Below are 20685 nucleotides of genomic sequence, written 5' to 3'. Positions count from 1 at the left end.
TCAACATTCAGCTTTCAAGATTAATAACTGCCGCTGGGCCGTTTCAAAAGGCACTTCCAGCAGGTGACGCTTATGTAAACAAATACCGGGGGGCAATTCGCGTAACTCATCGTCAGCGCCCGGTCCTTTCATGGCCAGCCATTGACCATCGGCACTCGGTAACTGGCGAGTCAAGGTGACAAAATCCACCAAGCTGGCAAACGCTCTCGAAATCACCTGGTCAAACGTGGCGGCTTGAAACTGCTCTACCCGCGCCTGAACAGGCGTTACGTTTTTAAGACCAAGCTCCATCACCGCTTGGCGCTGAAAACGGACTTTTTTGCCATTGCTGTCCAGCAACGTGACGTCTAATTGGGGGGCCAAAATAGCCAACACTAAACCGGGTAAACCTGGGCCCGCCCCCACATCCAACAGCCGCGGCCCTTGCACATAAGGCAGTACTACGGCGCTGTCCAGCACATGGCGCGACACCATTTCGTCCACATCGCGCACCGCTGTGAGGTTATAAGCCCGGTTCCACTTGTGCAACAGTGCCAATAAGCCTAGCAGTTGCTCGCGCTGATGGTCGTCAACGCTGATAGCCAACTGGCTAAGCCCTTGGTCGAGACGTGGCGCAACGCTTGCAGGCAGAGTTTTTAACAGTGGGTTCAACGAACTCATCCGTTAACCACCTCTGCCGCTGCGACTAACCGGCGCTTTTTCAGATGCACCAGCAAAATAGACACAGCCGCTGGCGTGACACCCGAGATACGCGCCGCATGAGCAAGCGTTTCCGGCCGTGCTTCAGCCAGCTTTTGGCGAATTTCGATGGATAGCCCCTCTATTTTCAAATAATCCAGCTCGGCAGGCAGCACCGTTCCTTCATGGCGTTTTAGCTTGTCAATCTCATCCTGCTGACGGTCAATATAGCCTTGATACTTGGCCTGGATTTGCACCTGTTCGGCAACCGCTGGATCGGTAACCAGCGTGCCTTCGATGCCGGGTAGATTGGCCAAATCGCTATAGTTAAGTTCTGGGCGCTTGAGCAAGTCGCTCAGGCGATATTCGCGCGTGAGCGCCGCACCGGTAGTTTCCGCCACCTGTGCCGCAGCCGGGCTACCTGGCTGGATCCAAATGGTATCCAGACGCGCACTCTCTTGCTCAATGGCTTCGCGCTTTTGACTAAACGCGGCCCAGCGTTCGTCATTGACGAGGCCTAATTCGCGGCCAGCTTCGGTTAAGCGCAAATCTGCATTGTCTTCACGCAGCAGCAAGCGGTATTCCGCACGGGAAGTGAACATGCGGTACGGCTCTTTGGTACCCATGGTGATCAGGTCGTCGACCAGTACGCCGAGATAGGCTTCATCGCGGCGGGGATACCAGGCGTCCAGCTCTTGAGCACGGCGTGCGGCATTCAAACCCGCTAGCAAACCTTGAGCGCCAGCTTCTTCGTAACCGGTAGTGCCGTTAATCTGACCAGCGAAAAACAGGTTGTGGATAAATTTTGTTTCCAGCGAGTGTTTTAAGTCTCGCGGATCAAAAAAGTCGTACTCGATAGCATAGCCAGGCCGGGTGATATGGGCATTTTCCAGGCCCTTGATCGTACGCACGACTTGAATCTGCACGTCAAACGGCAGCGAGGTCGAGATACCGTTGGGGTAAAGCTCGTGGGTATCCAGGCCTTCGGGTTCGATGAACACCTGATGGCTGGATTTATCGGCAAAGCGATGAACCTTGTCTTCGATCGATGGGCAATAACGCGGCCCAATTCCTTCGATCACACCGGAGTACATCGGCGAGCGATCAAGATTCGCCAGAATCAGATCGTGGGTTTGCTGATTGGTGTGAGCAATGTGGCAACTCACCTGCCGAGGGTGCATTTCCAGTGACCCCATGTAGGACATGACCGGTGTGGGGCTGTCGCCGGGTTGTTCTTCCAACTGGGAAAAATCCACGGTTTTGGCATTAATACGCGGCGGTGTGCCGGTTTTCAGCCGATCAACGCGAAACGGTAGCGCACGCAGCCGCTCGGCCAGAGCGTTGGAGGGTGGATCGCCTGCTCGGCCACCCTTGCTTTGATCCAAGCCAATGTGAATCACGCCACCCAAAAATGTGCCGGTACACAGCACGACACTTTCAGCATGGAAGCGAATACCGGTTTCCGTGACAACGCCGCGCACGGTGTCGTTATCCACAATGAGATCACCAGCAGCCTGCTGGAAGATCGTCAAGTTGGACTGGTTTTCCAGCATACCGCGGATAGCGGACTTATAGCGGATGCGGTCAGCCTGGGCACGGGTTGCCCGAACGGCAGGCCCTTTGCGGGCATTGAGCACGCGAAACTGGATGCCACCTAAATCCGTGGCAAGCCCCATGGCGCCGCCCAGCGCATCGATTTCCTTAACCAAATGGCTTTTGCCGATGCCGCCAATCGCGGGGTTACACGACATTTGGCCCAGGGTTTCGATGTTGTGGGTGAGCAGCAGGGTCTGACAGCCCATACGAGCAGAGGCCAATGCGGCTTCAGTTCCCGCATGGCCACCGCCGATGACAATCACGTCAAAGCGGTCGGGATAATTCAAGAGGCACCTCGTCTTGCGCCTTTCGGCACGGATGATGTGGCCAGTGCAGTTCTCAGACATGGCCACCTTAGATCAATGAGCCGGCAAGTATAAACCCCCTGTGGGTAACCGTCAGGTTTTTCCACACCCCAAATCACCAACCCTTCGTTATTAATAACAACATAAATATAAAATAAGAGAAGTTCTGTAAATGTTGTAATTACTAGTGTGGACAATTTCTGTGTATAAGCGACTTATCCTTAATATTTTCATGTGCTTATATTGTTGACTTCTACATGTTTGAAGGCGGGAGTGCCTGGGTAGAAGGGGTGTTAAGCCTGTGGATGGAATAGCGCTTTATCCACAGAGTTAATTAAGCACGGCTTATCCACCGGCCAGTACCTGGGTTGTTACCGCACCTGTGAACAACCTCCGATTGATGTGGAGCTAACGCTAAGCGACGTACATGGTAGGCCTTACGGAGATAAAACCGATCAATGTAAAAAAAGTTTATCCACAGGCAAAAAAATGGCCTGTCGTGTCGACAGGCCAGTAAAAAAGCGCAATTCAGAGCAAATTAGCGGTTATTTTAACGCGTAAAAAGGGCTCAATTTAATGTTTGAGTACGCGAGCAAGGAAGGATTGAGTACGTTCGTGTTGAGGAGAATCGAACAGTTTTTCAGGGTGGCCCTGCTCGGTAATCTCGCCTTTATGGATAAAAATCACCCGGTCGGCGACCTCGCGGGCAAAGCCCATTTCATGGGTGACAATCACCATGGTCATGCCCTCTTTGGCCAGCTCGCGCATTGCATCCAGCACTTCACCGATCATTTCCGGGTCAAGCGCCGATGTGGGCTCGTCAAACAGCATCAGGCGGGGTTCCATCGCCAGGGCGCGGGCGAGTGCGACGCGCTGCTGTTGGCCGCCTGAGAGCTGGCTGGGGTACTTGTCGGCCTGGTCGGCGATACCTACCCGGTCAAGCAAGCGTTTGGCGTTGCTGACTGCGTCGTCACGGCTTAAACCACGCACTTTCATCGGCGCCAGAGTGACATTATCGATCACGCTGAGATGGGGAAAGAGATTGAATTGCTGAAACACCATACCCACTTCGGTACGGATGGTTTGCAGCGCTTTAGTGCTCTTGCCGTGCGGTAATAGTTCGTTGCTGTCGACCACCAGACTGCCGGACTGAAACTCTTCCAAGCCGTTAATGCAGCGAATTAGTGTGGATTTGCCTGAGCCACTGGCACCGATAATCACCACCACTTCACCAGGCACAATCGTCAGATCAATATCGTTGAGTACGTGCAGACTGCCAAAGTGTTTATTGAGCTGCTGCATACGCACAATTGGTTGCGTTGTGTTGCTCATTGTCTCGCTCATTGCGCGTGTCCTTATTGTCCGGCCAGGCCTCTGCGCTCGAGTTGACGCAGGATGATGGAGAGGGTCCAGGTGATTGCCAAGTACATCAGGGCGACCATGAAGTAGACCTCAAGCGCCGTAAAGGTGGTGGCGATATAGATCTGCCCCTGACGCACTAGCTCACCGACGCCTATCACTGAAAACAGTGAGGTGTCTTTGATGCTGATGATGCCCTGGTTACCGAGGGGAGGAATCATGCGCCGAAACGCCTGGGGCCAGATAACGTAGCGAAATGCTTGAGTGCGGGAGAGCCCTAGGGAGAGTGATGCTTCACCCTGGCCGCGTTCAATTGATTGCACACCGCCGCGCACAATTTCTGAAATGTAAGCACCGGAATTAACCGCGATCGCAGCAATACCGGCGACCAGCGCGTTAATTGGGCTACCTAATAGTTGCGGCAAGCCGTAAAAAATAAACAGTACTTGTACCAGGATAGGCGTGCCGCGAAATACTTCGACGTAAACGATGGCTGGCCAGCGTAGCCAACGCAGGCGGCTAATACGTAATAGGCCAAAGAATATTCCGATAAAGAATCCGATGGCGAGACCGCCAAACGAGATAAGCAGCGTCCAGGGAATACCCGGCAGCAGGTAAGGGATCGACCCAAACGCTGCCGACCAATCAAACTGAAAATTGACGTCCACGCGTAGACTCCTGAAACAAAAAAGCAGATGACAAAAAACACATGAGAAATGCAGCAGGGCCGGGGGTTGTGGCCACCCGGCCCTGTAACAGCGTTACGCTAATAGAGAGCTTTTATACTCACTCTTCGCTAGGCGCTTCACCAAACCACTTGGTGTAGATCTCATCGTAGGTGCCATCTTCGCGCATGGCGGCCAGCGCTTCGTTAGTCGGCTCTACCCACTCACTGCCTTTGTGGAACACGATGCCGTACTGCTGACCTTCATACAGAGGGCCAACAACCTTGGTACGGCCTTCACCGCGAGTTTGCGAGAAGTAAGAGACGTTAGGGGCATCATAGAGCACGGCGTCGACGTTGCGGCCTAGCAGCGCCATGTACATGTCGGCAGTACCTGGGAAGGGGGTGATTTCAGCATCTTCGCCGAGTTCTTGCTGAAGGTAGTCATAACTGGTGGAACCAATTTTGGTACCGACGGCGAGGTCTTGGAGGTCTTCTAGTGTCTCGACGCTGTCGTTATCGGCGCGGACAATGATGCGTAAACCTGAATCGTAGTAGGGGTCGGAGAAGTCAACGACTTCAGAGCGCTCGTCAGTGATGGTGGTACCGGCGATGGCTATCTCTTGACTACCCGTTTGCACGGCGGGAATGATGCCGGAGAATTCCATGGTCGTCAGGTTGACTTCAAAGCCTGCACGTTCGGCGACTTCGTTGATGATATCCATATCGAAGCCGACCATTTCGCCGGTCTCTTGATCCATCATTTCAAACGGCACAAAGCTTGGGTCAGTGGCCACGTTCACCGATGGCATTTGGGCCATGGCGGCAGTGGCGCTGCCCAATCCCAGTGCGAGTGCAAGCGTTGTTTTGGTTAGGCTGAGTGGTAGTGCAACTTTCATAAGTTTCCCCGTGCTTTATGTGGCTAGTAGCGGGTTTCCGAGCAATGTATGGCGCTCGAATACCCTTTTTAGCCGTTATTGACCTATCAACCTTGGCGAGAAACCGTCAGGGCGTCAAGTCACGGGGAGCGTCGTGGGCCAACGCTGTTTAGACCATAAAGGAAGCGCCGCAGCCGCAGGTGGTGGTGGCATTGGGATTTTGAACGCGAAAACGCGCGCCCGCTAAGCCTTCTTCGTAGTCGACCGTGGAGCCCACCAGATACTGGTAAGAGAGGGGGTCGACGACCAGCGCGGCCTCACCGAACTCAATCACAGTATCATCGTCGGCGACATTGTCAGCAAAGTCGAAGCCGTATTGAAAACCCGAACAGCCGCCGCCGGTCACGTAGACCCGCAGTTTGAGTGATGGGTTATTTTCTTCTGCAATCAGTGCGTTAATACGTTTGCGTGCACTATCAGAGAGCAGTAATGGAGTAGGAACAAAGGCTTCTGCACCGCTCATGGGTACCTCCCGCGAGCTTAAAGAACGAATAAATCGGCATTGGGGGGTGATTATGGGTAATTCCCAGCAAATTGGTCAACTATTGCTGAGAATGAGTTGTCTCTGCCTGCTGGTTTTGTGAGGTGTTTAAGGCATCACTGCTGGTGCGGTAAGCCCAGTGTTCTCGTCAAAGCCGAACATCAGGTTGAGGTTTTGTATCGCTTGGCCCGAGGCGCCTTTGACCAGGTTATCAATCACCGATAGTACGACGACGGTGTTGCCATTGCCGGGGCGATGGACTGCTAGGCGGCAGGTATTGATGCCTTTGACGCTGCGCGTCTCTGGGTGACTTCCAGCAGGCATCACATCGACAAAGGGTTCGTTAGCGTAGCGCTGCTCAAATAGAGCCTGCAGATCGCCGGGCTCAGTGGTGAGCTGGCCGTAAAGTGTGGCGTGAATGCCGCGGATCATCGGCGTTAAGTGGGGCACAAAGGTTAAACCCACCGTGGATTGCTGAATATCCCTAAGCCCTTGGCTAATTTCGGGTAGATGGCGGTGGCCCGAGGCGCCGTAGGCTTTCATCGACTCGCTGGCTTCAGCGAGCAGTGACCCTACTTTTGCGCCACGGCCTGCCCCGGTAACCCCGGATTTACAGTCAGCAATCAGTTGGCTTGGGTCGATCAGACCTGCTTCCAACAGCGGTAGATAGCCTAATTGAACGGCCGTGGGGTAGCAGCCGGGCACGGCAATTAAGCGTGCGTTTTTGATTTTTTCCCGATGCATTTCCGGTAGGCCGTATACCGCCTCTTGCAACAATTCCGGCGCGCCGTGGGCCTGGTCGTACCAACGGCTCCATTCATCGGCATCGCGCAGCCGGAAGTCGGCCGAGAGATCAATCACCCGCGTGCCGCTATCGAGAAGCTCGCCCGCCAGGGCGTGGGCAACACCGTGGGGCGTAGCAAAGAACACCGCGTCCATGGCGCCCAGCAGTTTGGCATCCGGCTCGCTAAAGGCCAGCGTATCGTAATGGCCGCGCAGGTTGGGATACATATCGCTTACCTTGACGCCAGTTTCCGAGCGCGAAGTAATCGCGGCCACCTCAACATGAGGGTGCTGGGCGAGTAGCCGCAATAACTCAACGCCGGTGTAACCGGTACCGCCAACAATGCCGACCTTAATCACAAATCACTCCTTGCGAGCTTCGCAAAACATTTTCAGAACAGGTATTTCATCACAGTTTGCACCACCAGCGATGACAACACGCGGTGTTATCAGCCTAAGCGGATTGCTGCGGGCTGTCGAAGTGTATCGGGCTATGATACACAAGAGGATTAAGAGATAAGAACACTAAGACCAAAAACAAGGCAGATTGCTGTGGCGCGTTTTTCCCGATCGGATTTTACGTTAGAAAGTTTTCGTCGTCAGTTGGCCAACGTCGACGCCTTGCCGCAACTCTGCTTGCTGGGCCTTGTCTCGGGGATTATTACCGGCGCGGTGATGGTGGCGTTTCGGCTGCTACTGGAAGCAGGGGCCACGTTCTATATGACGGAGGGTGACCCAGAGGCGTTTGAAAATATGATGCCCTGGTTACGTGCGCTGCTACCCATGCTGGCGGTGACGCTAGTGGGCGTGCTGTTGTATCGGCAAAAACCGGCAGCGCGCAAGCTGGGTGTAGGCCATGTGATTGAGCGTCTCACCTATCACCAAGGGCGTTTTCCGCTGCGTAACTGGTTGAACCAGTGGTGGGTCGGGGTGGTCGTGGTGTTAGGTGGCCTCTCTGCGGGTCGTGAGGGGCCGGCGATTCACTTGGGGGCAGCAGCGGCCAGTGGTCTCGGTCAGCAGATGCGCTTACCCAACAATAGCCTGAGAGTACTTGTGGCTTGCGGAACCGCAGCCGCCATTTCTGCTTCCTTTAATACGCCGATTGCCGGGGTGATCTTCGCCATGGAAGTGGTGATGATGGAGTATACCTTGATGAGCTTTATGCCCGTCATCCTAGCCTCCACCATGGGCGCGATGGTGGCGCAGTTGGCTTACGGTAATGAACCCGCATTTCGCATTCCCGAAGTGGCCCTGGGGTCGTTGATCAATCTTCCGTGGATCGTGCTGACGGGGTTGGTGATTGGCTTGCTAGCGGGGCTGTTTATCCATATTTCCCGCAGTCAGCGAATTATGGACTGGCCGCTTTGGGTACGTCTTGGATTGGTCGGCGTGGCGACTGGCGCCGTTGCCTGGTGGTTCCCCCAGGTGCAGGGCATCGGTTATGACAGCGTGGCGGCAGCGCTCAATAATCAGTTGGAAATTAAAGTACTGCTGGCGCTGATGATTGCCAAACTACTGCTAACGGCGCTGACCGTTGCTGGCGGTGTACCCATCGGCATTATTGGCCCGGTGCTGGTGGTGGGAGCGGCTACAGGCGCGCTGTTTGGTATGCTGGGGGGCTGGATGTGGCCAGACAAAGCCGCTGACCCGGGGATTTACGCCATGCTAGGTATGGCGGCAATGATGGGGGCCGTTCTGCAAGCTCCTCTTGCGGCGCTGATGGCGCTTTTGGAGTTAACCCATACGCCGAGTATCATGCTCCCTGGAATGCTGGCGGTGGTGGTTGCGTGTTTGACGTCACGGCAGTTAACTGGCTGTGAAGGGTTCTTTATCAGCACGGTGCGTTATGGGCTGCATCCACTTCAGCAGCCGTTGATGCAAGCGCTCTCACGGGTTTCGGTGCCAGCGGTGATGGAGCGGCAACTGGTGCGTACCGAGCGGATGATTACCCCTGATCAGGCACGCCACCTGCTGGAAACAAACCCGGTGTGGTTGGTGATTGAGCGCTCCAGCGAGGAAAAACCGGTGCTGGCGCTCAAAGCCGCTGAACTGGCGCGGTGGTTACTTGAACACGATGAAGCGCTGCAGGGTAAAGAACCGCCCGAGGATGAATTGATTGATCTGCTGGAAATTCCTGGGCAGCGTTTGGAGCTTGCGCCGATTGGCTTGCAAGCAACGCTTTCCGAAGCATTCTTGAAGCTGCAGGATAACGCGCTGGGGGCACTCTATGTGGTACACGGTTACCGCCCTAAACAGCAGCGTATTTCAGGTATTATCACCCGTGGCGCCATTGAGCGTTATTATCACTATACAGATCCCCGTGGCGCTGACACTCGCGATAATTATCTACGAGAGCATGATTTACGAGCGAATGAGCCACGCGAAAAGGATTGACCATTTTAAGGAGCAACAATGTACCTATGGGTGAAGGCTATTCACTTGATGGCAGTGGTGACGTGGTTCGCCGCACTGTTTTATTTACCCCGCTTGTATGTGTATCACGCCACCGCGCGAGATAACGGTGATGGCCAAGCAATGGCGTATTTCAAAACCATGGAACGCAAGCTTTACCGTGGAATCATGACGCCATCGATGATTGCGGTACTGCTGTTTGGTGGCTGGATGCTCTATTTAGTGCCCGAATGGTTTAGCCAGGGTTGGATGCACGTCAAGTTGGCGTTGGTGGTTTTGCTCATTGGCTATCATCATGTTTGTTTGATTTATTTAAAGCAGTTTGCCCAGGATCGTTGCACCAAAGGCCATGTGTTTTTCCGCTGGTTTAACGAAGCGCCGGTGATTGCGCTAGTGGCGATTATACTATTAGCCGTTGTGAAGCCCTTTTGATGCGCCAACCACTTCCGCCTGTCGTATTGGTATTAGCGGGACACGACCCCACCGGCGGCGCAGGCTTAGTGGCTGATAGCGAAGCCATTGCCGCTTGTGGTGGCTGGGCGGTAACGATCCCTACTGCGCTGACGGTTCAAAATTGCCACAATGTGACGCGTGTGATTCCCGCTGATCCTACCGCGATGCGCCAAATGGCCGAGGTACTTGGCGAGATGCAAGTGGCGGCGATTAAAATTGGCTTGCTCGCCGATGAAGCTACCTTGCGTGCAGCGGAACAAATTATCCGCCGCTTTCCAGGCATTCCTGTGGTGGCGGACCCGGTATTTAAGGCTGGTGGTGGAACTGAGTTATCCACACCCGGTTTACGTCGGCTGTTCATCGATCGCTTGCTACCGCTTGTGGATATCTTAACGCCCAATCGTGCTGAGCTTTGTCAACTGACACCAGACATCGTCACCCCTTTTGATGATACGGCACGTGCGGTGGCGTTGATGTCACAGGGCTGCCAAGCAATTCTAGTGACGGCCACTGACGATCCGCTGCCCGGTAATGATCAGCAAGTCGTGCACACCCTGCACTCACCCGATACCACTCGCCAGTGGCAGTGGCCACGTTTGCCTGAACTGTTTCATGGCTCTGGCTGTACGCTAGCCTCAGCCATTGCGGCTCGTCTTGCTGTTGGTGAGCGCTTACCAACAGCGTGTGAACAGGCGCAGCACTTTACCTGGCAGAGCCTGTCACAAGGCTTTCAGCCGCCGAGTGGCCAGTGTTTGCCCAGCCGTTTTTCACGGCCTGTTCGTTTTTAATCCTATCTTCTATCTGCCATTGACCGAGAGGATGCCATGACCACATCAGCTGAATTGTTTGATCTTGCCAGTCGCCATATCCCAGGCGGCGTAAACTCTCCCGTCCGGGCATTTAAAGGGCTCCACCGCCCGCCGGTCTTTATAGAGCGTGCCCAGGGCGCGTTTCTATTCGATGTCGAAGGCAATCGGTACGTGGATTATGTGGGGTCCTGGGGACCAATGATTACCGGGCACGCTGACCAGGATGTATTGGCAGCCGTGCGGGCGCGATTAGATAACGGCCTGTCATTCGGTACGCCTACCGCGGTTGAAACCACCATGGCAGATTTGATCTGCGAGATGATTCCTTCCATGGATATGGTGCGCATGACCAGTTCGGGCACCGAAGCCACCATGTCGGCGATACGCCTGGCGCGCGGCACCACCGGCCGCGATAAGATCGTAAAGTTTGAAGGGAACTACCATGGCCACTCTGATTCGCTGTTGGTAAAAGCCGGTTCTGGGGCACTTACCCACGGTGAGCCTAGCTCGCCGGGCGTGCCCGCGTCGCTGGCTGAACACACCATTACTCTCTCGTTTAACGACCCTGAAGGGGTAGAGGCGTGTTTTAACGAGATTGGCGATCAAATTGCCTGCATTATCGTCGAGCCCGTTGCTGGTAATATGAACTGCATTCCCCCGCAACCAGGTTTTTTGGAAACGTTGCGCCGGGTATGTAACGAGTACGACAGCGTGCTGATTTTTGACGAAGTGATGACCGGTTTTCGAGTGGCATTGGGGGGCGCTCAAGCCCACTACGGTATCGTGCCCGACCTAACCTGCTTGGGTAAAATTGTCGGTGGTGGCATGCCGGTAGGTGCCTTTGGTGGCAAGCGCGAGATAATGCAAAATATTTCTCCCCTGGGGCCGGTTTACCAGGCGGGGACATTGTCGGGTAACCCGCTGGCCATGGCCGCAGGCATTGCACTACTGACCAAGCTACAGGTACCGGGCTTTCACGATGCGCTGACACAGCGGGTCAATACGCTTTGTACGGGGCTTCAGGAGCGTGCCAATGCGGCACGCGTGCCGATGATGACGCAGTCGGCGGGGGGCATGTTTGGGCTCTTTTTCACCTCTCAAAGCCGTGTGGATAACTTTGCCCAAGCCACCGCCTGTAACCCGGATGCCTTCCGCCGCTTCTTTGGCGCAATGCTTGATCACGGCGTTTACCTGGCGCCTTCTGCTTTTGAGGCGGGCTTTATGTCCAGCGCTCATACACCCGAGGATATTCAGCTAACGCTGGATGCCGCGGAGAAAGCCTTTGCCGTTATGTAACGGTGAGTAACTAAAAGTCCGCTATACTGCAAGAGCCGCTCATTTTGAGCGGCTCTTGGCTTAGATGAGACTTACAATCATGATGCGACCAACAGTTTGGCGATATGTGATCTGCGTAGCGGGGCTGATAGCCTGCTTTCCGCTCGCTGCACAGTCGCTTCAGGAGCAGGACATGACCCAGATCCATATCACCATGAGCGGTTCGCCGGGGGCTGAGTTTTCAGCCGAGTGGCGGATTACCCACGAAGGCGACACCATCGAGTACCCTGAAACCCGAGGCACAGTACCCGCTGAGTTCACTTTCGAAGGCACAGCGCTAGAAGGTACGGTAAAGTTGTTAAGTGACGATGAACGGCTAGAAGTGGATATACAAAAGGGCAGCAACCGGACGCGCTCTTCTACCCAGGGCAAGGGAGGGACGTTGACGGTATCGATTCGTTAATAAAAAAACCGCCCCTGAAAAGAGGCGGTCTACTGTATTATTCTGAACCTAATCAGTTAGAGTTTAAAGGTTAGTTCTGAATGGTTGAAGCGCGGTTACCTGCGCCATTTTGGACGACAGTAGCATTGCCCATTGTTGAACCGAGCTGTGTAATCGTTGAAACATTGTTATAGCCGCTGGTTGGGTAGTGATTCTGATATACATCAGCAGAATGCGTGCCGCCGCCAGTCTGCATAATATACGACTCGTTGAATTCTACTTCAGCAGTACCGCTTCCGGTCTGTTCAACCTTTGCATACTGATTATTACCATTCTGGATTACCCAGGAGATGTCACCACCACCGCTTTGATCTACGTCTGCTTCGTTTTGACGACCAGTTTGAACAATATCAGATTTACCATAATCGCCCGACTGAATGACATCAGCCTCGTTGAAATCCCCTACTGATTGAGATATGTAAGAGTCGTTGTATTCTCCGCTCTGTTCAACATTGGCATCGTTGTAATCACTAGTTCCAGAAACACCCTGACGGATATAGGAACCGTTGTATGCGCCAGTGTCCCACAGCTTGGCCACGTTATTATCACTCTGTTGCCAGATTTGGCTCATGCCGCTGGTGCCGTCTTGAGCTACAACAGCCAAGTTGCCGTCCCACTGTTGACGAACAAAGCTTTGACTATCCATAAGGGTTTGTGTAACAAAGGCGTTATTATTCTGAGCGCCACCTGGGTTTGTACCTTGTTCTACGATTGAGCGATGGTTATCACCCGTTTGAGTTACTTCAGCACCATTGCTATCGGCCCCGAGCTGATCAATGCGCGACAGATTTCCGTTACCTGTCTGGTAGACTTTGGCAATAGCACCATAGCTTAGATCTTGGCTAATATCTGAGCGGTTTTCGTTACCACTTTGTACAACTTCAGCCTCCAAGGCATCCCCTTGCTGCTGCTTGTTTTGATCCACTGAGGAATCGTTATCCGTACCGTTGATCTGAACAACACTTGCAGAGTTACCGATAGAAGGCCCTCCGCTTTGTGTTTCCTGTTCAATTAAACTTTTATTTTCGCCAAAGGCAGTACTTCCACCCATGCTACTAAGTTCGCTACCAAAACTTTGGCCGTTGGTAGTAGCTTGGAATGTAATGCGTGCAGGTAAACCACCCACCCATGTAGCGTTGTCAAAATTGCTATTCTTATTATCGACACCGTAGCTAGGAGGAGACGATTCAGCACCAATATAATCCAGGTTGTTGGGAGATGTAACAGTTTGTGCCATAGCCATGTTGCTAGATAATGCAATGGCAGCGCCGAGTGCGGTTAGTTGCAGTTTCATGGTGTTTCCCCTGTTTTTGATCAACTTGCTTTGGTTGTTTACTGAGAGGCAGGTGGCGACTCAGTAGGTATCGATAGTGACCGGTCGTGCGTTGCCCGAGTAGTTTTGTTGCTGGACACTTACACCGCGTAGGCCACTGCCCGATTGTGAAATCGTCACGTCTCCGCTGAAACCCAGTTGGTAGATATCAGCTTGGAATGAAAGACTGTTTCCTTGTTGGGAAATATTAGCGTTATGGTTGTTTCCCACTTGCCATATCACCCCAACGTTATTGCCATTGGACTGAGAAATATTTGCTAGGTTGTTATTGCCGCGCTGATAAATTTTTGAGAAATTAGCAAATTGATAGCTAGCTGAGCGCGACTGGATGACGCTAGCTTGATTATAATTACCTTGTTGCTCAATAATGCTAATGTTGCCTTGAAGAGATAAAGTATTTATTTTTGTTGTATACTGATTGACTCTTGATTGACTTATGCTTATTTCAGCTTCTGAGACAGCCGCATTACTTATTAACAAACCCGCTGTGATTAACAGAGCTAAGTAGCGTTTGGCACTTGTTTTGCTAATTGCTGGTTTGTGGCTTGAAGGTATCATGTCTCTTCCTTTTTGAAACTTTTTGTGTCTTTTTGTTTCATGTGTTTAGTGTGGACTATATGGAAAAAAGCGCCATAATGATTTTTGTTATTGTTGTGATTAGATTTTTAGTGTTTTTTTGTCTAAATGGGTTAAAAAAATGATAACCAATAAATTAGATGTTTTATATTTTAGCGTTATTTAAAATATGAAAAGGCCACTCTATGAGCGGCCCTTAAATCTTTCCTTATTTTTTATAGTGTTCCCTTATAAGTAGTTACAGCATCGGGATAGGGGCATTCAAATAGTCATTCAATATTGACTCTTGAATGCTAGTCCCCGGTGCTAGGTTCCACAGCCGATTTTCAATGCCTCTAGCTATCAGATGTATCACGGCGGACTCAATTGCTGACATCACTGCTAATTGGACAGGCTCGTTAGCTGTAATCCCTGCCTCGGCTTCTAGCAAACGGCTAAAGTCGATAAATCGATACACACCAGCACGCAACTCTTTGGAGTAAATGGTTTTGGTGGTGGTGACGTTGGCTAATATTTCACCGGTTGATATTTCTACCGCGCGTAAATTAACCGTGACTTGATCTACCTGGTACTGACCAGACGCCCCAATGCCAAAATATTCTGCCCCAGCGCCGCCAGTACGTACGTTTGATTCGTAGGCAATAATGCCGCCTTCTAACATAACCGATGCAGCCCTCAACGATGGCAGCGTATCGGGTTGGCCAAAGCGTTCAAATTCCGCACGGATAATACGCCGCTCGGTTAATAAGTTTTGTAGACCGACACGCTCAAGCGGTGTGAACCAGCCAGAATCAGCCAGTGATCCCGTGAGCATTGCGGCTGCTCCTTGTGTTACCGCGGTAGAAAAGGTGCTCGCGGGCGCGGGGCGGTATTGGCCCGTTTGGTCGCGAAAATCATACACAGAGACAAAAATCTTACCGGCGGGTGCAGGGAGCGATATAAGATCTTGATACGTAGCCCCCCTTGGGGTGAGTGTGGCTTCAGCGCCTTCTAAATTCTCTGATGTTGCCACCATTCCTGCACAGCCACTCAGCAGGCTAGCGATGACAATTGAGGCAATAATTTTCATGTTGATCCCCTGACAAACTGAGAGCGGTAGTCGTTATTTTGCTCATTAGTGGTCGATGCTTTTTAATGTTAAGGGTTGAATAGACCACCAACGCTGATCTCCGTTACATCTCCTGTGAGCTTATCAACGACCCTAACAACCAACTGTCCGCTGGTATCACTAACCACAACGCCAAACTCATCGCTGTCGAAACTTCCCTCACTAACTTCACCCCGGCTTACATCAGAAATGAGTTGCGATATTAATCGGCTTTCTAGGCTTTGTAATAAGCGTTCAGTTGAAGAGATTGTTTGGCCACTTCGTACATTGGGATCAGTAGTGGTGTCTTGTGTTTGCGCTTTACCTAGTAGATAACTTCCTACAAATGGGTCGCCACCAAAAGAGGGATTAATTGGCTGATAGATCAATTCACCCGCATGCGCATTAGTTGCTATTCCCATTACGGCGGCAAAAGCTGCGCAGCTAATCTTTACGCTAGTTTTCATTAGAATAACTCCTCTCTTCCCAAGTCTTTGTCTGGAGTGAGGGTAGCTGCCAGCTGCTGCCGGATGAGAGCTTCCTCAACTGTTTGCACGGCTTCTCCCGCGACCCGATCAGCTTCGCTAATTTTGGGAGAAAGCTGCGTTCTGAAGTACATTCGATTGCCTTCCATAATGGCTATTTGACTACCCCAACGGGCGTCGGGGCGTTCTTGAATAGTGATCGTGGCATTACCGATAATGAGGTTATCCATAGCCCGCTGACTAAAGGCGCGGTAGAAGGTCTTGCCTGCCATGGTGATGGTGCGATCAACCATGACACCGGTTAATTCGCTACCGCCTGGAGTAGGTTGTTCTGCTTCGGCGCCATCAGGACCAGAAAGCTGATTGATTGCATCTATAGCCGCTTGTTCTTTGGCAGCAGATGCTTGCTCACCGGCAGAGGGAGATACAGGCTCTGTGTTTTCTTCGGCAGATGTAGGTAATACATATACCCCAAAAAAGAAATAACAGAAGATATAGCGCAGTGTTTTCATAATCCTCCCCCCAGCTACGCTCTATGCATGACGTTGTAAACTTCGCGCGGTTTCAACATTGGGCAAAATGGGGCCCAAGTTTTGATGAATCCAATTGAGTGCCTGAATACGGTTATGAACGTTGATTTTGCGAAATATATTGTAAAGATGAGACTTAACGGTGTGTTCGCTTACAAATAGCTTTTCAGCAATTTGTTGATTGGATGAGCCGGCGCTGAGTAGAGAAATAATCTCCATCTCCCGGTTAGTTAGCCCGCAGGCTGGACGGAAAGCATTACTTTGGTATTTGCGATAAAACAGAATCAAACGGGCCATTAAATCACGCGACATCCATAGCTCCCCTTCGAGCAACGCGTGTATACCTTTACAGATGACCTCCAGACTTTCATTGCGATAAAACACGCCTTTTAACTGAGCGCATGAAAGTGCTTCGAGGGCATGATCCATATCATGAATATTGAAGGCTGCCAGGGGCGTTTTAGTTAACGCATCGGGTAAGTTGTCTTGCCACTCTGGCAGTGCATCAATCCCAATATGATCACTATCAATAAGGATCAACACGTTGCCGGACACGGAAACAGGTAATATCACTTGGGGGGAATGGATACTAATTTGACAGCCGGTTTGCTTGTTCAAGTACTCAGCAAATAGTTGAACTTGCGGACTTTTTTCGGTAACCAAATACACCGCACCGATAGGCTTTTCCTGCGACATTGATTGATCCTCGTGAACAGAAAGAGTGAGCAGGTAACTCTTTAAGTGTTGCTCATAAGATACGTTTCGTAAAGTTTTGTTATTAGAAAATTGGTAATAAAATGCTCTAGACTCGTCAGCATTCGCGCTTAAATTATATAATTTCATTTAAAACAAATGCTTATATTTTAATAAGCATAAAGTTAAGTAGCATATCAAGATACACTTAGTAACATTTTGGCAGCTTTTGATACGATCTATGAGCGCGTAGACTGGAGGTCTTCTGTTTGGAGTACGTACTATGGCTGCCGTCAATACCTTTGTTCTTGCCAGTGGAAATGCTGGAAAATTGAGAGAATTCAATCAACTACTCTCTCCTTTAGGTTTCGATGTCCGGGCCCAGGCGGATTTTGGTGTTATCGAAGTAGAAGAAACGGGGTTAACCTTTGTCGAGAACGCACTGTTAAAAGCCCGCCAGGCGAGCCTTGTTAGCGGTTTACCAGCTCTCGCTGACGATTCAGGGCTCGAGGTGGATGCGCTGAACGGCGCACCAGGTATCTACTCGGCGCGTTATGGCGGCGAGCCTAGAAGTGATGAAAAAAATAATCAGACACTGTTAGCTGCATTAAGCGATTGCGCAGAAGGACAGCGTAGTGGTCGATATTGGTGCGTACTTGTTTATTTACGTCACCCGAAAGACCCAGTGCCGGTGATTGTGCAACGCAGTTGGGAAGGCGAAATTCTCGCCCATCCACGGGGGAAAGAGGGGTTTGGTTATGATCCGCTTTTCTGGCTACCCGACCAGGGCATGAGCGTTGCCGAGTTGCCGAGTGACAGTAAAAATCGCCTTAGTCACCGTGGACGCGCGCTGCAAGGCTTGGTGGAGTTACTGCAGGTGGCGCATGGTTGATACGTTGCCGCCGCTATCTCTTTATATCCACACACCCTGGTGTGTACGTAAATGCCCGTATTGTGATTTCAACTCCCATGAGCCGGGTACACACGGTTTTACGCCTCGCGATTTACCTGAAGCCGCTTACCTTGACGCATTGTTACAAGACCTGGATAGCGATCTAGCCTTAGCGGCTGGGCGAGAAATTCAGACAATCTTTATCGGTGGCGGGACACCCAGCCTGCTGTCGCCTTGGTTTTATGAGCGTTTACTGAGCGAGATTGAAGCCCGTTTGCCGTTTGCTGATGACATCGAGATTACCTTGGAGGCAAATCCCGGCACCACGGAACAGGCGCGATTTATCGGTTACCGACAGGCAGGCATTAATCGTTTATCGCTAGGTATTCAAAGTTTTCAGCCCGATCAACTGCATGCCCTGGGACGCATTCATAGCGGTGACGAAGCGGTCACTGCGGTCACGCAGGCGCGCCAAGCGGGTTTTACAAATATTAACATTGATCTTATGCATGGCTTGCCTGGTCAGACGCCTCAACTGGCGATGGATGATATTGTCCAAGCGCTGTCGTTAGCGCCGGAGCATCTCTCCTGGTACCAGCTTACCCTCGAGCCGAATACGGCCTTTCACTCCCATCCACCGACGTTGCCTGAGGAAGAAGCACTCTGGGATATCCAAGACAGCGGTCATCGGCTTTTGGAGCAGGCCGGGTTTAAGCGCTACGAAATTTCGGCCTATGCAACCGCTGGTCGTCAGAGTCTGCATAACCTTAATTATTGGCAGTTTGGCGACTACCTTGGGATTGGCGCCGGGGCCCATGGCAAGCTAAGCCATATTGACCCAGATGGTGAGTGGCGTATTGAGCGGCGTTGGAAAACCCGCCAGCCGGATGCTTATTTAAAGCGCATGGATGACCTGCGTGGCTTTATAGCGGGTAAGCAGGTTATATCAGCGGACGAGCTACCGTTGGAGTTTGCTATGAATGCTCTACGACTCACTGACGGGGTGTCGCTAGAGACATGGAACGCCAATACCGGGCTCTCTTCTGATATGTTACTTACGCGTTTACAAAGCGCCGAGAAAAAAGGACTTTTGATGCAAATGCCTGAAAAACTGCGTGCATCGCCTCAAGGTCTATTATTCTTGAACGAGTTGCTGGCTTTAATTAGTGAAGATTGACCAGTAATGGATAAACAGATGTCCCGAACATAAACAAGGAGTGAGTGATGCGTATTTCTCGACTACTGACACCGCTGGCAGCCGCTATTTTATTAGCAGGTTGCGCCACATCGGACCCTTACGGTGGCCAAACGCAGCGCTCCAGCACCGCGATGGGCTCTGGTATTGGTGCTGCTGTGGGTGCCGCTGCCGGTGCGCTGTCTGGCGACGGTAGTACTAGCCGCCGTGACCGTGCACTGATTGGTGCGGCTGTCGGTGCGGCAGCCGGTGCTGGCATTGGTGTTTACATGGATCGCCAAGAGCAGCAACTGCGTGAAAACTTGCAAGGATCGCGCATTGAGATTGATCGCCGTGGCGACGATATCGTGCTCAATATGCCCAGTGGCGTTACCTTTGGCTTTGATTCTGCTGAGCTGACCAGCGAAGCGCGCGGCTCTCTTAATGAAGTCGCTAATGTTCTTACTCAGTACCAAGACACCCGCGTTAGTATCGCAGGCCACTCCGATAGCACCGGCGATGCTAGCTACAACCAGCGTCTCTCCGAGCGTCGCGCTCAAGCCGTATCGAGCTACCTCACCCAGAATGGCGTTTCGTCCACGCGTCTTAATACCTCGGGCTATGGCGCTACTCAGCCAGTGGCCAGTAATGACAATGAGCAGGGTCGTGCCCAGAACCGTCGCGTTGAAATTACCCTAACCCCTACCGGTAATGGTCAAGGTTAATACGTTCTTGAATTAACCTGGCTGTTGCCGACTAAAGCCCGCTATGCTCACATAGCGGGCTTTTTTATTCACTTTCTGATGAGTCTCCATGCTGTCCTATCAACATGCCTACCATGCCGGTAATTTTGCGGATGTGCATAAACATCTGACACTTTACGCGGTGATTGATTATTTATTACGTAAAAAAACGGCTATTACATATATCGATACTCATGCGGGACGAGGGCTCTATCCCCTTAATGCGCAAGAGACACAACGCTTGCAAGAGTATCGCGAAGGCATAGGGCCGCTGTGGCAAGCCCGCAATGAGCTAAACGATCCGTTGCTGATAGAGTGGCAAGCAGCGATAGCCTCTGCTCAAGGCTCCTCAGCAACCCTGACGCACTACCCAGGCTCTCCCTGGTGGCTGAGTCATTCGTTGCGTGAGCAGGATCAACTGCGGCTGTTTGAGCTGCACCCCGGCGAGCACGAGCAACTTTCTACCCAGGAGTTGCCAGCTAACGCCCAGCGTGTGTTTGGCGATGGACTGGCGGGGCTGGAGGCCATGTTGCCCGCGATAACGCCACGGCTATGTGTGCTCATCGACCCCAGCTATGAGCGCAAAGTGGAATACCTGGAAGTAGCCGATACCGTCGCTTATACGCTGGAGAAAGCGCGCCATGCCGTAGTATTGATCTGGTATCCGCTGCTACCCGCTGGTCACCATCACACGCTATTAGATGCCTTGCAAGAGAGCGGTCAGCGCAAAATATGGCGCAGCGAACTGCTGCTGCGTGAATCCGGTGAGCAGGTTCACGGTATGTTTGGCAGCGGTATGTTGGTGATTAACCCACCCTGGGGTTTGGATGAACGACTAGCCGCAGCAATGGCTGAAATTACCCCGTTACTAGGTTCTTCTAGTCGCTATCAGGCGGATTGGTGGGTGGGAGAGTAGT

The 20685-nt window shown here is 52.0% G+C and carries 22 protein-coding genes; 9 read left to right on the top strand and 13 right to left on the bottom strand.

Annotation, left to right across the window (positions count from 1 at the left end; genetic code table 11):
- The 7 genes from rsmG to argC form a co-directional block, all read right to left on the bottom strand.
- On the bottom strand, nucleotides 1–660 hold the full coding sequence (gene rsmG, locus CXF87_RS00865) for a 16S rRNA (guanine(527)-N(7))-methyltransferase RsmG (RefSeq protein WP_101145094.1): 660 nt from the start codon (nucleotides 658–660) through the stop codon (nucleotides 1–3).
- On the bottom strand, nucleotides 657–2561 hold the full coding sequence (mnmG, locus tag CXF87_RS00860; protein WP_101145093.1) for a tRNA uridine-5-carboxymethylaminomethyl(34) synthesis enzyme MnmG: 1905 nt from the start codon (nucleotides 2559–2561) through the stop codon (nucleotides 657–659). The genes rsmG and mnmG overlap by 4 nt, the downstream gene beginning before the upstream one ends.
- 591 nt (nucleotides 2562–3152) lie before the next feature.
- Nucleotides 3153–3911: an amino acid ABC transporter ATP-binding protein gene (locus CXF87_RS00855; RefSeq protein ID WP_008959083.1), complete on the bottom strand. Its 759-nt coding sequence runs from the start codon at nucleotides 3909–3911 to the stop codon at nucleotides 3153–3155.
- Nucleotides 3912–3934: 23 nt separating this feature from the next.
- Entirely contained in the window at nucleotides 3935–4606 is a 672-nt protein-coding gene (locus CXF87_RS00850; RefSeq protein WP_007112208.1) for an amino acid ABC transporter permease, read from the bottom strand.
- Between the two features lie 118 nt (nucleotides 4607–4724).
- Complete coding sequence (locus CXF87_RS00845) at nucleotides 4725–5501, bottom strand: transporter substrate-binding domain-containing protein (protein WP_008959084.1); 777 nt, start codon at nucleotides 5499–5501, stop codon at nucleotides 4725–4727.
- Between the two features lie 148 nt (nucleotides 5502–5649).
- Nucleotides 5650–6003: an iron-sulfur cluster insertion protein ErpA gene (erpA, locus tag CXF87_RS00840; protein WP_008959085.1), complete on the bottom strand. Its 354-nt coding sequence runs from the start codon at nucleotides 6001–6003 to the stop codon at nucleotides 5650–5652.
- Between the two features lie 126 nt (nucleotides 6004–6129).
- Entirely contained in the window at nucleotides 6130–7164 is a 1035-nt protein-coding gene (gene argC, locus CXF87_RS00835) for an N-acetyl-gamma-glutamyl-phosphate reductase (protein ID WP_101145092.1), read from the bottom strand.
- Between the two features lie 192 nt (nucleotides 7165–7356).
- Between argC and CXF87_RS00830 the strand changes: the two genes are divergently transcribed.
- The 5 genes from CXF87_RS00830 (at nucleotide 7357) to CXF87_RS00810 (ending at nucleotide 12216) form a co-directional block, all read left to right on the top strand.
- Nucleotides 7357–9198 carry a chloride channel protein gene (locus tag CXF87_RS00830; protein WP_101145091.1) on the top strand — a complete coding sequence of 614 codons (1842 nt, stop codon included), beginning with the start codon at nucleotides 7357–7359 and terminating at the stop codon, nucleotides 9196–9198.
- Nucleotides 9199–9216: 18 nt separating this feature from the next.
- Nucleotides 9217–9648 carry a protoporphyrinogen oxidase HemJ gene (hemJ, locus tag CXF87_RS00825; RefSeq protein ID WP_101145090.1) on the top strand — a complete coding sequence of 144 codons (432 nt, stop codon included), beginning with the start codon at nucleotides 9217–9219 and terminating at the stop codon, nucleotides 9646–9648.
- Entirely contained in the window at nucleotides 9648–10457 is an 810-nt protein-coding gene (gene thiD / locus CXF87_RS00820; RefSeq protein ID WP_101145089.1) for a bifunctional hydroxymethylpyrimidine kinase/phosphomethylpyrimidine kinase, read from the top strand. The genes hemJ and thiD overlap by 1 nt, the downstream gene beginning before the upstream one ends.
- 36 nt (nucleotides 10458–10493) lie before the next feature.
- Nucleotides 10494–11774 carry a glutamate-1-semialdehyde 2,1-aminomutase gene (gene hemL, locus CXF87_RS00815; protein ID WP_101145088.1) on the top strand — a complete coding sequence of 427 codons (1281 nt, stop codon included), beginning with the start codon at nucleotides 10494–10496 and terminating at the stop codon, nucleotides 11772–11774.
- Nucleotides 11775–11946: 172 nt separating this feature from the next.
- Nucleotides 11947–12216, top strand: coding sequence for a hypothetical protein (locus tag CXF87_RS00810; protein ID WP_232774480.1), 270 nt, complete (start codon nucleotides 11947–11949; stop codon nucleotides 12214–12216).
- 70 nt (nucleotides 12217–12286) lie between these two features.
- Here CXF87_RS00810 and CXF87_RS00805 read toward each other — a convergent pair whose 3' ends face one another.
- The 6 genes from CXF87_RS00805 to CXF87_RS00780 form a co-directional block, all read right to left on the bottom strand.
- Nucleotides 12287–13549, bottom strand: coding sequence for a hypothetical protein (locus tag CXF87_RS00805; RefSeq protein ID WP_101145087.1), 1263 nt, complete (start codon nucleotides 13547–13549; stop codon nucleotides 12287–12289).
- A gap of 60 nt (nucleotides 13550–13609) precedes the next feature.
- Nucleotides 13610–14146 (bottom strand): hypothetical protein, encoded by a 537-nt coding sequence (locus CXF87_RS00800; protein WP_101145086.1) that lies wholly within the window; start codon nucleotides 14144–14146, stop codon nucleotides 13610–13612.
- 256 nt (nucleotides 14147–14402) lie between these two features.
- Nucleotides 14403–15233, bottom strand: a complete 831-nt coding sequence (locus CXF87_RS00795; protein ID WP_101145085.1) for a CsgG/HfaB family protein — start codon at nucleotides 15231–15233, stop codon at nucleotides 14403–14405.
- 68 nt (nucleotides 15234–15301) lie between these two features.
- Nucleotides 15302–15718 carry a curli assembly protein CsgF gene (locus tag CXF87_RS00790; RefSeq protein WP_101145084.1) on the bottom strand — a complete coding sequence of 139 codons (417 nt, stop codon included), beginning with the start codon at nucleotides 15716–15718 and terminating at the stop codon, nucleotides 15302–15304.
- Nucleotides 15718–16248, bottom strand: a complete 531-nt coding sequence (locus CXF87_RS00785) for a CsgE family curli-type amyloid fiber assembly protein (protein WP_101145083.1) — start codon at nucleotides 16246–16248, stop codon at nucleotides 15718–15720. Before CXF87_RS00785 ends, CXF87_RS00790 begins: the two co-directional genes overlap by 1 nt.
- Before the next feature lie 21 nt (nucleotides 16249–16269).
- Nucleotides 16270–16962 (bottom strand): response regulator transcription factor, encoded by a 693-nt coding sequence (locus CXF87_RS00780; RefSeq protein ID WP_101145082.1) that lies wholly within the window; start codon nucleotides 16960–16962, stop codon nucleotides 16270–16272.
- Nucleotides 16963–17242: 280 nt separating this feature from the next.
- Here CXF87_RS00780 and rdgB point away from each other — a divergent pair, with 280 nt between their 5' ends.
- From rdgB to CXF87_RS00760, 4 genes are all read left to right on the top strand, one after another.
- A complete protein-coding gene (gene rdgB / locus CXF87_RS00775; protein ID WP_101145081.1) occupies nucleotides 17243–17851 on the top strand; it encodes an RdgB/HAM1 family non-canonical purine NTP pyrophosphatase in 609 nt (202 codons plus the stop codon).
- Nucleotides 17844–19028 (top strand): radical SAM family heme chaperone HemW, encoded by a 1185-nt coding sequence (hemW, locus tag CXF87_RS00770; protein ID WP_101145080.1) that lies wholly within the window; start codon nucleotides 17844–17846, stop codon nucleotides 19026–19028. The genes rdgB and hemW overlap by 8 nt, the downstream gene beginning before the upstream one ends.
- Nucleotides 19029–19075: 47 nt before the next feature.
- Complete coding sequence (locus CXF87_RS00765) at nucleotides 19076–19750, top strand: OmpA family protein (RefSeq protein WP_101145079.1); 675 nt, start codon at nucleotides 19076–19078, stop codon at nucleotides 19748–19750.
- An 88-nt stretch (nucleotides 19751–19838) separates the two neighbouring features.
- On the top strand, nucleotides 19839–20684 hold the full coding sequence (locus CXF87_RS00760; protein ID WP_101145078.1) for a 23S rRNA (adenine(2030)-N(6))-methyltransferase RlmJ: 846 nt from the start codon (nucleotides 19839–19841) through the stop codon (nucleotides 20682–20684).
- The last annotated feature ends 1 nt before the right edge of the window (nucleotide 20685 follow it).

Source organism: Halomonas sp. MES3-P3E (assembly GCF_002836035.1).
GTDB lineage: Bacteria > Pseudomonadota > Gammaproteobacteria > Pseudomonadales > Halomonadaceae > Vreelandella > Vreelandella arctica.
Note: the sequence above shows the minus strand (reverse complement) of the source record. Positions and strands in the feature narration are given on the sequence as shown.

Bases quoted from the DNA above. Each gene is read 5' to 3' on its own strand.
- rsmG (WP_101145094.1), bottom strand. From the start codon at position 660: ATGAGTTCGTTGAACCCACTGTTAAAAACTCTGCCTGCAAGCGTTGCG.
- CXF87_RS00855 (WP_008959083.1), bottom strand. From the start codon at position 3,911: ATGAGCAACACAACGCAACCAATTGTGCGTATGCAGCAGCTCAATAAA.
- CXF87_RS00845 (WP_008959084.1), bottom strand. From the start codon at position 5,501: ATGAAAGTTGCACTACCACTCAGCCTAACCAAAACAACGCTTGCACTC.
- erpA (WP_008959085.1), bottom strand. From the start codon at position 6,003: ATGAGCGGTGCAGAAGCCTTTGTTCCTACTCCATTACTGCTCTCTGAT.
- hemJ (WP_101145090.1), top strand. From the start codon at position 9,217: ATGTACCTATGGGTGAAGGCTATTCACTTGATGGCAGTGGTGACGTGG.
- thiD (WP_101145089.1), top strand. From the start codon at position 9,648: ATGCGCCAACCACTTCCGCCTGTCGTATTGGTATTAGCGGGACACGAC.
- hemL (WP_101145088.1), top strand. From the start codon at position 10,494: ATGACCACATCAGCTGAATTGTTTGATCTTGCCAGTCGCCATATCCCA.
- CXF87_RS00810 (WP_232774480.1), top strand. From the start codon at position 11,947: ATGACCCAGATCCATATCACCATGAGCGGTTCGCCGGGGGCTGAGTTT.
- CXF87_RS00805 (WP_101145087.1), bottom strand. From the start codon at position 13,549: ATGAAACTGCAACTAACCGCACTCGGCGCTGCCATTGCATTATCTAGC.
- CXF87_RS00800 (WP_101145086.1), bottom strand. From the start codon at position 14,146: ATGATACCTTCAAGCCACAAACCAGCAATTAGCAAAACAAGTGCCAAA.
- CXF87_RS00795 (WP_101145085.1), bottom strand. From the start codon at position 15,233: ATGAAAATTATTGCCTCAATTGTCATCGCTAGCCTGCTGAGTGGCTGT.
- CXF87_RS00790 (WP_101145084.1), bottom strand. From the start codon at position 15,718: ATGAAAACTAGCGTAAAGATTAGCTGCGCAGCTTTTGCCGCCGTAATG.
- CXF87_RS00785 (WP_101145083.1), bottom strand. From the start codon at position 16,248: ATGAAAACACTGCGCTATATCTTCTGTTATTTCTTTTTTGGGGTATAT.
- CXF87_RS00780 (WP_101145082.1), bottom strand. From the start codon at position 16,962: ATGTCGCAGGAAAAGCCTATCGGTGCGGTGTATTTGGTTACCGAAAAA.
- rdgB (WP_101145081.1), top strand. From the start codon at position 17,243: ATGGCTGCCGTCAATACCTTTGTTCTTGCCAGTGGAAATGCTGGAAAA.
- hemW (WP_101145080.1), top strand. From the start codon at position 17,844: ATGGTTGATACGTTGCCGCCGCTATCTCTTTATATCCACACACCCTGG.
- CXF87_RS00765 (WP_101145079.1), top strand. From the start codon at position 19,076: ATGCGTATTTCTCGACTACTGACACCGCTGGCAGCCGCTATTTTATTA.
- CXF87_RS00760 (WP_101145078.1), top strand. From the start codon at position 19,839: ATGCTGTCCTATCAACATGCCTACCATGCCGGTAATTTTGCGGATGTG.